General features: G+C 69.7%; 8 protein-coding genes. 5 read left to right on the top strand and 3 right to left on the bottom strand.

The genetic code is table 11. The features are described from left to right. The 3 genes from B9S57_RS08915 to B9S57_RS08905 all read right to left on the bottom strand — a co-directional run. The coding region (locus B9S57_RS08915; RefSeq protein ID WP_181011278.1) for a DnaB-like helicase C-terminal domain-containing protein at window positions 1–681 on the bottom strand (681 nt) is incomplete at its 3' end. A 1,464-nt stretch (window positions 682–2,145) separates the two neighbouring features. Beyond that, the gene (locus B9S57_RS08910) at window positions 2,146–3,108 is read right to left on the bottom strand and encodes a helix-turn-helix transcriptional regulator (RefSeq protein WP_103514992.1); all 963 of its coding nucleotides are present in this window, start codon (window positions 3,106–3,108) and stop codon (window positions 2,146–2,148) included. Window positions 3,109–3,110: 2 nt separating this feature from the next. Continuing rightward, on the bottom strand, window positions 3,111–3,374 hold the full coding sequence (locus B9S57_RS08905; protein WP_103514991.1) for a hypothetical protein: 264 nt from the start codon (window positions 3,372–3,374) through the stop codon (window positions 3,111–3,113). Between the two features lie 562 nt (window positions 3,375–3,936). On the opposite strand from B9S57_RS08905, the gene B9S57_RS08900 reads away from it, so the two are divergent. From B9S57_RS08900 to B9S57_RS08880, 5 genes are all read left to right on the top strand, one after another. Beyond that, window positions 3,937–4,470, top strand: a complete 534-nt coding sequence (locus tag B9S57_RS08900; RefSeq protein WP_258036310.1) for a hypothetical protein — start codon at window positions 3,937–3,939, stop codon at window positions 4,468–4,470. Continuing rightward, window positions 4,467–6,533 carry a DEAD/DEAH box helicase family protein gene (locus B9S57_RS08895; protein ID WP_103514989.1) on the top strand — a complete coding sequence of 689 codons (2,067 nt, stop codon included), beginning with the start codon at window positions 4,467–4,469 and terminating at the stop codon, window positions 6,531–6,533. The genes B9S57_RS08900 and B9S57_RS08895 overlap by 4 nt, the downstream gene beginning before the upstream one ends. After that, the gene (locus tag B9S57_RS08890; protein WP_103514988.1) at window positions 6,523–9,246 is read left to right on the top strand and encodes a TerD family protein; all 2,724 of its coding nucleotides are present in this window, start codon (window positions 6,523–6,525) and stop codon (window positions 9,244–9,246) included. Before B9S57_RS08895 ends, B9S57_RS08890 begins: the two co-directional genes overlap by 11 nt. A 262-nt stretch (window positions 9,247–9,508) precedes the next feature. Beyond that, window positions 9,509–14,773: an AAA family ATPase gene (locus B9S57_RS08885; protein ID WP_146057732.1), complete on the top strand. Its 5,265-nt coding sequence runs from the start codon at window positions 9,509–9,511 to the stop codon at window positions 14,771–14,773. Further along, on the top strand, window positions 14,770–15,954 hold the full coding sequence (locus B9S57_RS08880; RefSeq protein WP_103514986.1) for a hypothetical protein: 1,185 nt from the start codon (window positions 14,770–14,772) through the stop codon (window positions 15,952–15,954). Before B9S57_RS08885 ends, B9S57_RS08880 begins: the two co-directional genes overlap by 4 nt. Window positions 15,955–16,235 lie beyond the last annotated feature (281 nt).

Below are 16,235 nucleotides of genomic sequence, written 5' to 3'. Positions count from 1 at the left end.
AGTGATGCGGGCGTGGGCGAGGTCGGCGTGGAGGGTGAGGGTGGCCTGCGGGCCGAGGTCGCGTTCGGTGATGGTGGCGTGGATCTGGTCGGCGTCGCGGGCCAGGGTGACGGTGATGTCGAGGCTGAGCGCGGCAATCAGGTGGGGGTCGTCGGTGTCGACGGCGGCAAGGACGGGGAGCTCGTGGGTGCGGGCTAGGTGGGCGAGGGCCTGAGCGGCGTCGGTGATCTGGGCAGGGCCGGACAGCGGCAGTCGGGGGTCTTCGGTGGTCTGGAGTCGGTCGACCACGATGAGGGCCAGACCAGGCAGGTCCGGGACGCTCTCGGCGACCGCGTCGGTGGTCAGGTCGGTGCCGTCGTCGATGTACAGCGGGGCTTGGGCCAGGTGGTGGTGGATGGCTGCGGTGTCGTCCTGCTCGGTGGGGGTGAGGCGGCCGGCTCGCAGGCGGCGGTAGTCGACGGGCAGGTGCGCGGCGACGATGCGTGCGGCGATGTCGGCGCGGGTGAGTCCGGAGGCGGCGTACAGGACGGGTTGGTGCTGGTCGAGGGCGCTGGTGCGTGCGGCGGCAGTGGCGATCAGGCTGGACCCGGCGCCTGGGGCGGCGGCGACGAGATAGAAGCGGCCGGGCTGGAGGCCGCCGAGGGCGTCGTCCAGGGTGCGGATGCCGGTCGACAGGCCCATCAGGGGTGTGGGTGTGGTGGTTTCACCGGTGGGGACGGTGGTCGGGAGGACGGTGTCCAGGGCTTGCGCGAGTGCGGCCAGCCGTCGCGGAGTGCGCGGCGCAGTGATGGCTGGTGGGCCGCTGGCCGGGATGGCGGTCTCGTAGCCGGTACTGGGCGTCGCGGGAGTGGGGGCCGGCGGGCCCTGCTCGGGTGGGGCCGAGGGGGGTACAGGGAGGGCGGTCGGCGGTGTGACCGGGTGCTGGAGTGCCAGAGGGCCGGGTGTGGGGGTGGCGGGGGTTGGAGCGGTAGCGGCTGGCGAGCCGGTGGGGATGGTCGGTGGGGCCGGGATGGTGCCGGGTGAGGCGGGGGGTGTACTGGCAGGCGCAGGCGTGTCTTGGGCTGCTGGCGCCGGTTCCGGATGTGGTTCCGAGGGCGTGGTGGGTGCAGCGGCCGCTTCGGCAGGGGTAGTTGTCGGCACGGGTGCGAGGTCTCTGGCGGCTTCCGGAAGGGGGTTCTGGACCGCTTGCTGGCCCTCAGGGGGTGTTGTGGTGGAGTCCGGGGCTGCTGTTGCAGCCGGAGCTGCTGTGTCGGGTGCGGGCTCGGCTTGAGGTGCGGGCGAGGCGAGGGTGCCGTCCGCGGCTGCGGCGAGCAGTACGGCGACGGGGGTCTTGTGGCGGCACAGCACCTGGGGGTGGCCCTCCGCGCCGTACTGGATCAGGTCCCCCAGCGTTTTGCGGGCGCCCGCGAAGCTATGGGTTGGGGCTTGGGTGAGGTCCCAGCCCAGTTCGGTTGCGTGGGCGGGGGTGGTAAGCAGTGCATGGTGCGGGCCGCGCGTCAGGGGTGTGGGGTGCCCTTCGATGGCGGCGTTGATCATCTGCTTGAGTGTGCTGCGGGCCTCGTGCAGGGTCGCCGGGCCGGTGCGCGGCAGGGAGTGTGGTGTTTCCACGTCAGGGGCGGTGGAGGTTGTTCCCGGCTTGGTCAACGGGCCCTCAACTGACTCGGGTTGGCTGTCCTCGCCGTGTCGGCGGCCGGCGTCTTCGGAGGCTGTCTTGGCCGCTGCGGACGGGGTGGGAGGTGTTGGGAAACTCAGGGGCCAGTTGCCCGCCCAGCTCGGAGCCTGGTCGGACGGCTCCGTTGAGGCTGCAGGCGGGGCAGTGCGGGCGGGGTTGTCCGGCACGGCAGCGTCGAAAGACGCCTCACCGGCGGTGTGGGATGAACGCGAGGAAGACACCCGGGGACTCCAAGAGCAGAAGCGGCAAGCGGTTTGTGAGGGGAAGGTCGGGCAGTCGGCTCGGCAGCGGCCGCCAGCAGGTGCGGAACGACCAGACCGCCAAAAATGTAACGCTGCCACCTAGTCTAGCTGACGGTACATAATATTGGCCGGAGTTATGTAACGTCGGGGTGGGAGTCGCGGGTGATCACGCCCGATCCTGCCCGGGAGGATGGGTGGCGATGGGCGGAAGACGGTAGGCCGGTAGAGCTGTCAGGCGTGATCGGCAACCTGCCCCGTGGGGGTGGCGCGCTCTACCAAGGCCTTCAACTGGGCTCGGAAGGCGGCCTGCTCAGCGGCCCGCGCTTGCCTCTGGGCCTCGTCCTCCGGCTCGTCGTCGCCCTCGGGTTCGTCGTAATCCTCGTACAGCCAGTCGTCCGAGGTCTGCTGCTGGAACACCCTCTCGCGCATCCGTTCCTCGTAGTCCTCGTACGTCTCGTCCGGATGGATCTGCCCGGTACGGCGCTTGATCTCCTCGTCGCGCTCGCGGCGTTCGAGGTACTCCTGCACGGCCGGGTCGGCGTCCGCGCACGCGTACCCTCTGCCTCGCCGGGGCAGCTCGGGCGGTTGCCGGCGGTCCTCGATGCGGTCGAGGACCGCGTGCCACTGGGCGGCGTCCACGACGCTCACGTCGAAGGCTTTCAGGAGCGCGGACAGCTGCTCTCGGCTGGGCAGGACCTTCCCGTTGAGGATCAGGTGGGCTGTCGAACGCGGTACACGGTGCCCGTCGGCCTTGGTCGCCTTCTCGATGGCGCTGTAAGAGGGCTGGCCGGCCCGCAGGCGCAGCCGCGTCAGTTCCTGGCCCAGGGAGGCGGGGGTGCGGACCTGCCGGGTGCGTCGGCCGCGGCCGGTCAAGTGCGGGCGGGCTTTCTCGATCGCAGCTGCCTTCCACAGGCTCAGGGCTGTCGCTTCCCGCCGCTGCGTGGAGTGGCTGCCGGGGTCGCCGGCAGCGCGGGCGTAGGCGAGGACGGTCTCGAGCGGGGGCAGGTGGGTGCCGCGGGCGGCCTGGCTGAGGGTGGAGGCTCCGCGGTACCCGGGCGTGTTCGGTGGGCCGGTGCGCTCGGACAGGGTGGCGTAGGTGGTACGGGTCTCGTCCTTGAGCTGGCGCAGGTAGGCGGCCAGGGCCCGCAGTCGGGGGCTGGTGCCGACGGCGACGGGTTTGGTGGGGCGGCCCATCGTCACCGGCTGCGGCGGCGGAAGGGCTTGGCGACGTCGCTGGAGCGGCGGCCGGTGATCAGGTCGGCCACTGCGGCGGCCACCACGACCAGCGCGGCCGGGACGGGCCGGTTGCCGGCGGCCAGTCCGGCCGATGCCAGGACGACCACGACGATGACCACGACCTCGGGGATGCCCAGCCGACTCGGCTGGGTGCGGGCGGGGAGGTGGCTGGCGCAGAACGCCGGCGGCTCGGGGCTGGCAGCGGGCAGGGGAAGGGCGGACATGAGCATCTCCAGGAAGGTAGGGGTGAGGCGCCCAACCCGGGTGATTCGGGAAGGGATTGGTGCGAGGCGTATCCCGCCGTCGATGCCTCAAGGTTCCCTCGCCGACGCTCTCAAGGCCAGTCTGATCGGCGCCCGTTCAGGCTGACGTGTTCACCGTCGTGAAACGCAGGTACGTCGTTCGTCCCTGCTCAGACCACCTGGAAAATCGGGTTAACCCGAACCCGTCCAGGGCCTGCACCGTCCCTGGTGCAGCTGGCCGAGAGGCGTGTGAAGCGAAATTCCCGACTCAGGACACGAGGTCGAGTGGGCAACAAGGGCGTCTGGTTCCCGTTCTTTGGCTGGCAGCAGCCCGCCGGGGTGGGTGACGGAGAGCGGAGTACATATCCGCTTTCGGGGTGCAGAGAGTGTGTGGCTGCGACAATGAAGTACCGCAGGGGGCGGGTGGGGCGACTTCGCTGTAGGTGAGGGTGCAGGCCTCTTTGTGTGAAGGGGGAACGTGGGGGCGTGGTTTGAGCGCATGGCGGCTGTCCCTGGCCTTGCCTTTGCCGGGAGCCCGGGTGTCATGCGGGAGGCGCTGCCGGGCGCAGGGGTTCGTCCGGACGAGTCGTACGGCTCGCCGATGTGGCCGACCGCCGAGGGGAGTACGTCTGCGACACCGGCCAGCCGGCATGTGCCGTTAGACGCGCGCGGCGCTGAGCTGATCGCCCGTGTCTGGGAGGCGCTGGAGCTTCCGGGCTCGGCCAGGGACTACCACTTTGTTCTGCAGAGCGCGGTCGATCGGCTGTGGAGTACACGTCGTGCGGAGCCTGGGGCCCTCGCCGCGCTTGAGGTGTTCGCCCTGCTGGACTTGGAGTTGATGGAAGCAACCCCGCACTCGGTGTCCTTCGACACCACTGATGCTCCGGCGGCGTTTGTGCGGGTGTCCTCGGTGCCACGGTTGATCGGCCTGCTGGAGCGCGAGGGCGCCTTCACGGAAGCACTTGAGCTGGCGCGGCGGTTGGCCCGTTTCGGGCAGGGCGAGGATGTGGCGGCCCGGCTGTCGGAGAAAGCCCAGGCGCTGGTTGCCGAGGCTGCGGCACAGGGTGGATCGTCATGAGTGCGGGTCTGGAGCGACTGATCCCAGCTGCCTCCTACTTGGAGGAGGCGTTCTTGCGGTGGGTGCTCACGCCGGCCGTGGACGCGTCGATCGTTGCGCGGGTGCACAGTCAGCACCCGGTCACCGTCAACGAGCGCACTTACCGGCTGGACTACCTGATCGCGGGTGAGACGCTGCAGTTGGCCGTCGAGCTCGACGGGTTCGCCTTCCACAGTGACCGGGCCGCGTTCACCTACGACCGGCTGCGGCAGAACGATCTGGCCGCCACGGGCCTGACGGTGCTGCGGTTCTCCTACGATGCGGTGCGGGCGGACACCGCGCGCTGTGTGGCCCAGTTGCAGGCGATGCTGCGGCAGGATCCGCTCCTGGCGCCGCTGGTGACTGCCGTGCCGTGCATCGAGATCCCGGACATGGCCGGCGATCCGATGCGGGCGGCCGATCCGCCCGGCTGTGCCGAACTGCCTTCAGGCGGGGCGTACTTCGCCGGTGTACGGGCCAGGGTGGACCGGGCGCCGTTGCGGGCGTGCCAGGACGAGGCATTGGCCGCGTTGGCGAACTACTACGCCTCCGGCGGCCGGCATGCGGCTGCGGTGATGGCGGTGGGGTCGGGCAAGACGGCCTTGGGGGTAGCGGCCGCGTTGTCGTTCAGCCGACGGCGGGCGCTGGTGGTGACCCCGGGCTCGGTTATCCGCGGCACCTTCGCCAAGGCCCTCGATGCGGGGATGCCGGGCAACGTCCTGTATGGGCTGGCGGGCGGGCCGCTGCTGCCCGGTGCCCCTCCGCCGGCCACGCTCGTCCTGGACGCAGACGACGGGCAGATCAGCCAGGTCAGCCGTGAGCGTCTTCTGGACGCGGACATCCTGGTCACCAACTTCCATGCGCTGGGCACGGGTGACAGTGACGGAGACCTGCTGGCCAAGCTGGAGCCGGGCGACATCGACTTCATCGTTGTCGACGAGGCGCACATCGCGGCCAGCGCCTCCTACCAGCGGCTGTTCGCCCACTTCCAGGGTGCGCGCACACTGCTGATGTCGGCGTGCTTCCAGCGTTTGGACGGCAAGGCGATCGACGCCGATGTCGTCTACCGCTACCGGCTGGTCGACTCCGTCGCGGACGGATCCGCGAAGAACCTGCGGGTGCACCGGTTCGCCCCCGAGGTGGCGTCGACGGTGTATGAGGCGGTGTGGCCGGACGGGCGGCGCGAGCAGATCGTGGGCCGTGATGCTTTGCTGGCCACGCTGGGCGACGAGCAGAAGATGGCACGCATCACCGCACAGTCCGAGGCGCCGATCCGCCAGGTGATGGCCGTGACGCGGGCGTGTCTGGATGCGCAGGCCAAGCTGCTGGCGCCCGTCAAGCCGAGGGCGCTGTTCGCAGCGATGGGCCAGGCGCATGCTGAACAGATCGCGCGGATCGCCGAGGAGTACGGGATCCCCAGTGCCACGCTGCACCACAGCATGCCCGCCTCCGCGATCGCCTCCACCCGGCGGCGCTTCGAGTCCGACGCCGGGGATCTGCAGGGCATCGTGCAGCTGCGGATGCTCGGCCAGGGCTACGACTTCCCGCCCATCACCGTGGTCGTGCCGCTGCGCCCCTATGGCAGCTTCGGCGAGTTCTACCAGTTCGTCGGCCGCGGTGTCCGCGTCCTGCGCCAGACCGCGGTGGCTGCCGACCAGCAGTACCTGGACGTGGTCTGCCATGCCGAACTCGGCCTGGAGGAGCATCTGGAGGCCATGTGCGCGGACAACGACATGGATCCCGCTGTGCTCCTGGATGTCCCGCTGATCGACGCCACCACCATGGAAGGGGATCTCCCCGGCCCCGGCGGCGCCGCGGAGGGGGCCGGTGGGGGTCTGGGCGGGGTGGACGCGTTCGTGCTGTACGAGCGGGGACGCGTCGAGCAGCGCGTGGTGCACGAGCTGGACCGTGTGGAGGCCCGAAGGACGGAGCGGGAGATGCAGCTGATGGCCCAGCGCTACGCCGTCTATGCGCAGAACACCGCTGCGCCGGTGCCGTTTGAGCAGTTCGTCGAGTACATGCGGAGGCTGACCGGTGGCCAGTGACCCGACACGCTGGTGGCAGCCGGCCGTGGAATGTGGTCCCGAGCAGGCGCTCGCCCTGGAGCGGGCGGCCGGGCAGCAGCAACGGTTCGCCGACATCGACGCCCTGGCGGCCAGACTGCTGGCCGCAGGGCTCGCCGGACGGCCGGTGGCCACCGTCGTCCCCGGCCGAGGACGCCACACGCCGGACACCGCCAAGGTGACGGCCCTCACCCGGGAAGAGGAAGTCTTCTGCGCCAACGCCTTCGGGGTCCAGGAGCAGCAGCGGCTTGGGGCGTGGTACCTGCCCCAGAAACTCTCGGTCAAGGCAGGGGCAGTCAATCTGCCGTATCTGCTGCGGGAACGCCCTGGCCACGCTCTGACGCTGGCCGCCGATGACACCGCCCGCCTCACCGCTGTGGAGGACTGGGACACGGTGTTGCTGTGGGCGCTGCTGGTGCCGCTGTTCGAGACACTGCTTCAGCCCATCCGGCTGCGGGCGGCAGGAGAGATCTTCCCTCGCACAGAACAGCAGCGGTTCTGGACACTCATCGAGGAGCGTTACCGGCTGCTGGGCATCGACGAGAGCGCGCTGGAAGCCTTCCGCTTCGGCGGCGGCTGGCACCAGCTGGACCGTGCGGGACAGCAGCAGGCCCGCCTTCGTTTGCTGGACACCCTTGCCGCCGCCGACCTCGTGCAGCTTGCCGCACGTCACCGGATCCAGCGGTTGCAAGGGCTGATGGCTGGTTTCGCCAAGAAGGCCAGGATGGGAACAGCCCTGGCGCGCCGGGTGCTCACCAAAGAGCTGCAGCCGGTCGTCTCCGCGTACTTCGGGGGTGACTGGCTGGCTGTGCTGGATTACCTTCGGGCTCCCCCTCACCCGGATGAGGAGATCATCACCGCTCTGCCCGAGCCGCGTCTGTACGTCGGCATGGCCACGCAGACGGCCGGCATGGCGGCCGAGGCGGGCATCGCGGAGGACGAGGTCCATGCGATGCTCGCGGCCTTCCTCGGCGGCGGCAGTTCTCTGTCTCCAGTGGAGGAGCGGGCTGCGGCCCTGCGCGGCTGGTGGGCGGGCTTCGACCATGCGCATGCCAGCCAGTCACGGGGAATGCCGTCGTTGTGGGGGCTGGTCGATCAGGATCTGATGAGTCTGAACCGGACCGAGCAGGGGCTGACCCCCCAGTTGTATCGGCAGCGTCTGCCCGCCGATGTCCTCGAACGGGTGGGGCGGCTGTGGGAGACGGTGACGCTCCCGCGGTATCCCGGCAGCATCGTCAGCAACCCGCGCCCGCACCAGACCATGGCCGAAGCCCTCGGTCCCGCGGCCGAGTTCTGGCACGGCGTGGGCCTGACCGCCTGGTTCGTGTGCGAAGGCCCCTACTCCCGCACCACCTTGGACCGTGTAGACCGCTACTACAGCAGGCCGCTGGCCGCTCTGCGCGCGGCCGGATGCCCGGTCGACGCCACCTTCTTCCGCGAACTGCAAGCCGCCGAACAGCTCCTGGGGCCGGAGGAAGAGATCCCCGACAGCAAGGACAGTACGGTCGACACCCCGTACGGGCAGGTGACCTTCATCTCCAGCATGAGTCACGGCACCCGCCGGGAGGGCTTCGAGCGAGTACGAGACATCATCACCTGGCACCGGCGCGCCTGGGCCGAGCAGCATCTCGACATCTATCTGCAGCACCGCTGGCGCTCCGCGCTGGAGGAGGTCGCCCACCAGCACCACCGCATCGTCGCCGCCAAGGGGCGTCCCCCCACGCTGCCCCAGTTCGCCCGGTTTGCCACCACGGCAGCCAACCACTGGACAGGCGGCGACCTGGGAGCGCTCTACACCGCCATCGGCGAACCGGCCCCCTCCCAACAACAGCGGCCCACCCGCCTGCTGACTGAAGACGGCTACGACTTCGCCCACCGGGTGTACCAAGAGCTGGGCGGCAAGCCTGTCGACCACGACACCTGGGTGAACAGCCCGGAGGTAACCCAACGGCAGTGGCAGCTCAGCCGTCTGGCCACCGAGAGCCTGCGCTACCTCCAGCTGCAGGAAGCACTAGGGCGGCCGCCCACCACCAAGGAGTTCGGCGCCCAGCGGCTGACCTGGCCGTGGCCAGGTCAGGAAGCCGAAGGCTGGCCCATCCTCCAGCACGTTCTCGCCGCGCTCACCCGCCCCGGCCCGTCTCCGGCCGCACCCCGCTCCCCCGCCGCCCCTGCGCCTCCCGCCGGGGAAGGCGGCACGCCGCGCCTGCTGGTGAAGGGAGCCAACGCAGCCCTGCACACCGAGCCGACCACGATCCGCATCGCTGCCGCAGGCGCACCCGTTGACGTGTCCGCTGTCCTCCTGAGCCGCAACGGCAAGGTGCGCAACGACGACGACCTCGTCTTCTACAACCACCCCAGCCACGACGGGGTCCGCGTCGGCGGGGACACCGTCACCGCAGATCTGGGCTCCATCCCTGACGACATCGCAGCGATCGCCGTCATCGTCAGCATCGACATCGAGGCACAGCCCACAGCAGTGTTCGACCAGTACACCTTCTGGCAAGCAGGCATCACCCAGCCGTCCGGAGCCCCGCTGTCCTTCGCGCCGGACCCCTTCTCCTCGGGTGAGACCGTCACCATCGTGGTGGAGCTCTATCGCCGTAGGACCGGCTGGAAGGTTCGCGCAGTCGGGCAGGGCTACGAGACCGGCCTCGCAGGCCTGGCCGCCGATTACGGCATCAACGTCGAGACCTGACGCCCCGCATTACCCCGTGTGCGGAGAGAACGCGCAGCCCTCAAGAGCGTTGATGACTCTGCTGGAGCCCCTCCTCGCAGGCCCTCAACACGAGTCGCCCCGGGGTGGCGTCTGTCCCTCCCAGGGTCTGGCGAGGGAAGGAGGCAAACGTGGAAGTTCACCGCTTGGATTTCCATTCCGTCCCGGTACGGCATGGAGGTTAGGGTGATCGCGATGCGCACCGTGGGGGGTGCCGAGTGAGCAAGGCACGCTGGAGGTGAGCATGGGGCTGCGCCCGACACACCTCGGCTACGCCTACCAGGACCTGCTCACCGCGCTGCGCCTGGTGGATCTGGCGGTGGGACGCGCGAAATCCGTGCTGGTCGACACGAAGATGTTCACCGGTGACCGATTTGACGACATCACGTGCGAGTGGAGCACCGGCAGCCGCGAACGGCTGCAGATCAAGCACACAGATCACGACCGCGCGTTGTCAGTGGAGAGTTTCACGAAGGACAACCGGGGTTTGCGTCTGGATCTGCTTTTCTCCTCCATGGACCTTGGCCTCACCGCGCTTCCCGGTGCCTCGCACCGCCTTGTGGTGCGTGACACGGAGCCGGAGGATCCCGATCTGATCCGGGTGCTGCGGCCGGTCAGCACGAGCACCGACCCGGGGCCTGCGCTGCACGGCCTGAGCAGCAAGCGGTTCCGATTCGACGTCGCTGCGCTGCGAGCACACGCTCCGTGGAAGGACATGCTCGCCGAGGTCAGTGATGACCTGCTCGACCGTGCCTGCGCTTCCCTGGTCGTCGACACGAATCTTCCGGCGTGCTCGCTCAACATCCGCGAGCCCGGACCAGCTGAGGCGGCCTTGCTGCGCCGCATCACCGAAGAGCTCGGGGCAGGGCGGCCGCCGAACCGGCATCGCGCGCCTGAGGAGGTGGCGCTGGCCCTGATCGAGACGGCGAAAGCGGCGCGGAGCCGGGTGGGAACCGTGCTGGTCGAGGATCTGCTTCCCCGTCTGGGCCTGGAAGTTGACTTCGGGGCAGTCCGTGAGGGGCACCCCGTGGACCGCGCCACCGAGGTGACCCGTCCCACGGTGCTCACGGGCGTGGTTGCGGCCGTGGAGGACGCTGCGCAGCAGGGGGGTGTCGTGGTGGTCACCGGCGCTCCCGGCGTCGGCAAGTCGTGGTTGTGCGAGCAGCTCGGGGATGAGCTGCGGCAGACGTGGCTGGCGGTGCGGCATCACTGCTGGCTCGGCGCCGCGGACAGCGACCGTGAGCAGCGTGTGCTGACCGAGGTGGTGATCGGCAGCCTGCTGAAGCAGCTGGGCGCGGCCGTCCCGAAGGCGCTGGCGCAGGTCCGGCCCCGCTATGCGGCCACGCCGGAGACGCTCACGGCCGCGGTCACTGCGGTGCGCGCCCTGGTTCCGGACCGGCCGATCACGCTGATCGTGGACGGCATCGACCATGTCAGCCGGGTTCTGGGGTACAGCACCGGCAGCGCCTTTCGCGCACAGGCGGACCCGGCGGCCCAACTGGTCGCGGACCTCACCGCCCTCGAACTGCCGCCCGGTGTCGTGCTTGTCCTGGCCAGTCAGCCCGGCCCCCACCTCGAGGCTGTCGACGTCGGTGCCTCGCGTATCACCGTTGCTCCGCTCAACCGCGCCGAACTGCATGCTCTGGCGGATCGGCTGGGCGTGCTGATGGCCCTGGCGTCCTCGCCTGCCGGTGAGGGGGTCGATCCCGCCGCGCGGGCGGAGGCCGCAGTCGCACTGATCGAGGAGCGCTCACGAGGCAATGCTCTGTACGCCACGTATCTGTGCCGGCAGGCGGTTGGTCCGGTCCCGGGTCGGGGAGCGGCGCCCGCGCCGGATGGCGTCGGCGATCCTCTGGAGAGGTTGCGGGCGGTCCCGCCGTCGGCGCATGACCTCGACGACTACTACGCCTATCTGCTGGAGGGTCTGGCCCCCGGGCAGCGCTCTGCTGTCAGCATGCTCGCGGTCTGCGACTTCGCCGTGACCGCAGAGGAACTCGAGGAGATTTTCCCGCTGCCCGGGGTGCAGATCGGTGCCGCGCTGACGAGCGTGGCGCCGATCGTCGCACAACAGCCGGGTATCGGCGGACTGAAGATCCACCATGAGAGCTTCAGCCGCTTCATCCGCCGGGTCGACGGCGATCACAGATGGGTTGATCAGGTCCGGTCTCAGGCTGCCGACTGGCTGTCCCAGCGGGGCTTCTTCACCGATCCCCGTGCCTTCCGGCACCTGCCCGAACTGCTGGCCGCTCTGGGCCGCGACGACGAACTCGCTTTGCTGATCGGGCCCGATTTCATGTCCCGCGCGATTGCCGGGCTGCAGCCGCCGCAGGCCATCGTCCACACCCTGACCGTGGCTGCATGGCGTGCGGCGGTCCGCAGCGACTGGCCCACGATGGTGCGCTGTATCGAGCTGAGCCGAGCGCGGGCGACGTACGAGGACGAGGGCTTGCCGGGTTCCCTGGTGCCGTATGCGGATGTGCTGGTGGCGCTGTCGGGAGCCGACCGCGTGGCGGCAAGCCTGATGTATGAGGGTGTGCCCACGATGTCGGCCCGGTGGGGCTTGGAACTGTGTGCTGCGGTCGACCGGGCCGGCTGTGCTGCCCCGTGGGGGGCGTACCTGACGGCGTGGGACGAAGCACGCGACAGCGAACGGGTTCACTACGGTTCCGATAGCGACGAGTCGGTGTTCCTGGCGGAGTTGCGCGGACGGATCCGGTTGCCGGCCCGGGCTGCCGACGATGTCGAGTCTGAGCAGGTCCCGCTTACGCTCGCACAGCGGGTGGCCCGGTTCCTCGACCAGGAGGCCCTGACGTCACCCGAGCCTGCACTGGGTGTGCTGTTGGACTGTCTGGGTCCCGACCCGTTGATCGAGAGCGCGGAGCTCATCGAGCATCCCGACCGGCGCGCGTCCCTGTTGCTGCATCTTGCTGATGCCCACAGCACGGCAGGCAACATGCTGCCGTCTGCCCGTACCTTGGCCACCGCGGCTTGGGCCAGCGGACCATGTGACCCTCGGCGTCTGCTCCGCCATGGCGTTGCAGTGGCGGACCTTGCCGAGGAGGTCTTTTCCGGGGACATCGCCTCGGTTCTCGCCGAGGCAACGCAGGACGTGCTGACCGACCGTGCCAGCGGTCTGTCTGGCCCGGTGAACAGGTGGCTGACACTGCTGGCCGTGGCCCATGCCGCCGATCCGCAGGCGCCCGCCCGGCTGCTCCCCCTGCTGGGGGGTGACGGTTTCTACCGTGCCTGGCTGCGCTTCGCCCTTGCCACCGTCGGCCTGCACCGCGACGTCGAGGCGGACATCCTACCGGCCGAAACCGCGTCCGCCACCGTGTGTGTAGCGCTCGAACAATTGGCTCAGCATGCACACGCGTTCACGGGTCGCCCCCGGGCCTGCGATCTTGCGGACATCCACCGGCAGGTGCGGCAGGTACTGCACGATGCCGTCGCCCTGCTGCGCGGCGACGACGTCGCGCTGGGCATCGCCTCTCTGCAAGCCGTCAGCGAGGGCACCACCACCTCTCTCATGGGCATGGCCGGATCCGGCCCGCTGGTCACCACAGAGCTGCTGTCCCTGCTGGCCGGGAGCGTCGGCCAGGCCGGGTCCGACGTCGTGCACGAGCTCATACGCACGCTGCGAGCGGCACAAGCCGAGCGCCGTGCGCTGTATGCGGAGCACGCCGACTTCGAGCTTGAGATGGCCCGCGTGAGTCTCGCCTGCGACGACCCCCACGAGGCGCAGCAGTGCTGGGAACGTGCCGCCCGCTATATGGGGGCCTACGGCGGCCACAAGGACATCACCATCGAGGAACTGCTGGATCCGCTGCCTCAGCTCATGCAGGCCGACCCCGTCCAGGCTCAGGTGCGTCTGGCGCGTACGCAGCCTCTTGTCTATCTCGTCGCGGACTGCACCGATGGGCGGGGGACGGCGGGATCACCGCAGGAGTGGTGGCGCTTCCTTGCGCGCCTGGATCCGCGGGCTGCCGCGCAGTTGGGTGCCCAGGTGCTGCTGGCCGAGCCCGGGCTGCCCGACGGCCGGGTGGACGAGGCCCATCGGCAGCTGCTGGCCACGCAGGCTGACACGGCCGACCCTGTCGTCCTGGCCGCGCTCCGCATCGCCTCTGGACCCGGCGGCCGCAGCATCCCGCAGGACATTGCTCTGCTCACAAGGCTCGCTAACCTGCCTGGCGACGACGCGGCCCGCGCATCGCGTCTCCTGCCGGTGCTGGCCAATGCGATCACCTCCACCTACGACGACCAGACACTGATCGCCGCATCGCAGGATGCCGGGGACGAGCCCACCTCTGCGCTGCGCGCAGCAGCGCAGCGCTGTGGCGGTGAGGGCGGCTCGCCCTGGGCGCCCCGCCCCATGCCCGATAACACCTCACGTGACTGGTCGGGCCCCGAGAAACGCCCCACCACAGACGCCTATCTGCACGCCCAGCAGCGCCCGACGCTGCCAGAAGGTGCTGCTGGCGCGCTTGCTGCAGTCCGTGACCGCAGCAGCAAGACATACGACGCCCCCTCGGGCCCACGGTGGTCGAGGGATGCCCTGGCCAATGCAGTCGGGTGGCGGCTCTTGGAGATCCTCGACGGTCAGGGAGCAGACGCAGCCATCCAGCTCCTGCACCGGATCGCCGACGAGATGAACACCTCCCGTCCCCTTGAGCTACTGGCCGACCTCGCCCTGGGGCTCCACTTGCGCCAGGACACCGACCCTGATGTCTTCGGCCCACTCGCCGCCACGGCGGGCATGCTCGCCTACACCACGATGCGAGGCAGCGGCGGATGGCGCTCCTTCGGCGGCAATGACCGCCTGGATCTGTGGCAGCAAGCGCACTTCGCGGACGCGGCCACCGCAGCCCACAACCTCGCAGACCAAGTGGCCCACGCCGTCGCCGAGGCGTCCTACAGCCGCACTATCGGTGTCAGTCTGGCCCTGGTCTCGGCGTTCGCCGTTCAGCCTCCGCTTGCTTCGCCCCCGGCTGTCAGCGCCCTCGCCTGTTGGGATGCGGCGTATGACGTCATCGCCCACCGTCTGCCGGGCCATGCCCGTCTCGGTCAGGGCGCCTACCACCCGGTGCCGGAGCAAGCGACCCAGCACGACATCGACACCGCGCTGTGCGAGCTTGCCATGGCCACGATTGCCCTGCCCGAACGTGGCGACAAGCGCCGTGCCCTGATCGCAGCAACAGTTCTGCTGGCCAGCCGTTCCAGCCAAGCGCAGGCGGCTGCGGCGCGCGTCCTCTCCCTCGACCTCGGCGCCGGTCCCCTGACCTGGCTCCTGACCGTCCTACAAGGCCACCTGCCCGACGGACCATTGGATGCCGCCCTCCTCGAGCAGCTCGTCACGCTGTGCGGCAGTGACGTGCTGTCCGTCCGTGCGGATGCCGCCGCCGTCCTGGCCCGCGCCGGCCACCAGGCGCCCGCCCCCGCAGCAACGGCAGCCCATCCGACACTCGCACGCGCCATCACCGCTGTCCTCTCCCTCACCGAGGACGGCGCATGAACAACCCTCGGGAGTTCGCAACCCACCTCGTCGACCACTACCTGGGCGCCCGCCTCGACGCAGTCGGCAGTCCGGCCGGGCTTCGCGAGACCGTCATCGACCTCGTGATCGATGCCCTTCCTGACGTCGAGACGCTCATGCGCACACAGCTTGACCTTCTGACCAATGGACGCCGCAGCCAGCTTCCCGACGCCTACCTCGCCGACCAGGCCGCCGCCGAAGACTCCCTGCAGCGCGCTGCCGCCGGCCTACGTGCCGCGCTTGCCCAAGCGGGACATCTCGGCAGTGCCCAAAGCTTCGAACGCGCCGCGGCCGCGCGACTGCGCGACGACCCCCGCGCGGCCCTGCGTGCCGAACTCGCCCGCATTCCCCGCCCTCTGACTCGTCCCGAGGCGCTGGCGTGGTCCCTCGACCCAGCAACGTGGTTCAGCGACAGCCATCAAGCGGACAAGCCCTGGCCGCCTACCGGCTTCGCTTCGGTCGCGGGCCTACGGTCCCTGCCGGGAAACGCCATGGCCTTTGCTCGCGTGGGCGAAGGCCCACACGAGGGCTGGGTGCAGATCGGCTTGTTCGAGCGGCAGCGCACTCCTGCACGCCGATATCCGGATCAGCCCGCCCGCCAACTGCAGATCGCCGTCGGTCTGGAGGCCCTCGACGACGACCCGCCGCTTGGCACGCTGCCCGCCTCCCAGGCCCCCTGGCAGCTGTGGACCAGCCCGTGGCGGCGCCTGGGTCTCGGCCTTACGGCCGAGTCGGCAGCCGACCACATCAGTACCGCAGACCAGGCCTTGACGGCCCTCACTGATGCTGGAGCCACTGGCCTGATCGATACGCCTCGTCCTCGTACCCTGAGCGGCCTCGGCCTGCCCCTCTGCGTACTCGCACCCGCCGCCAGCGTCGTGGCCGCACTCGGACTTGAACCCACAAAAGGCATCTGCGGGTTCAGCCTCAGCGACGCCACCGGTGAGGCACTGATTTGCCGGCAGTGGCACGGCCACCTCGTCCACGACGGAAACTACGAACCACTCCTGCCCGCAGTCGCGGGAGCGGACCTGCTCATCCGACCCGACCTGTTCACCCGGCTGCACGACACGATCGGCGCCGCCCGCTGCCGAGCCGGCGTCAACGCCCACCACATGTCAGCAGACGAAGACGACGGCACCCGCGATGACGAGGACTGAGAGCACCTCGTGGGGGTGAAGGGTCACGTCGTGCGCGAAAATGAGGCAATGGCTGACGACCCCGCCGCCTCTGGCACGCACCCGCTACAGATCCCCGCGCGGATACACGCGGTGGGACCGGGCTGACGGCAGCTCCTGGAGCGTCTGCATGAGCAGATCAGCGCCGCCTTCCCCGGCTACCGTCTCCTCGACCTCAAAGAGAAATTCGGCGGCCTGCGCGTCTACGCGGAAGGGCCACCGGCCAGCGGCGACGCTCTTAGGAGCCTGATCGCCTCCGCAGA

Source organism: Streptomyces sp. SM10, from assembly GCF_002910915.1.
Classification (GTDB): domain Bacteria; phylum Actinomycetota; class Actinomycetes; order Streptomycetales; family Streptomycetaceae; genus Streptomyces.
This window is presented reverse-complemented; position numbering and strand designations above follow the sequence as displayed.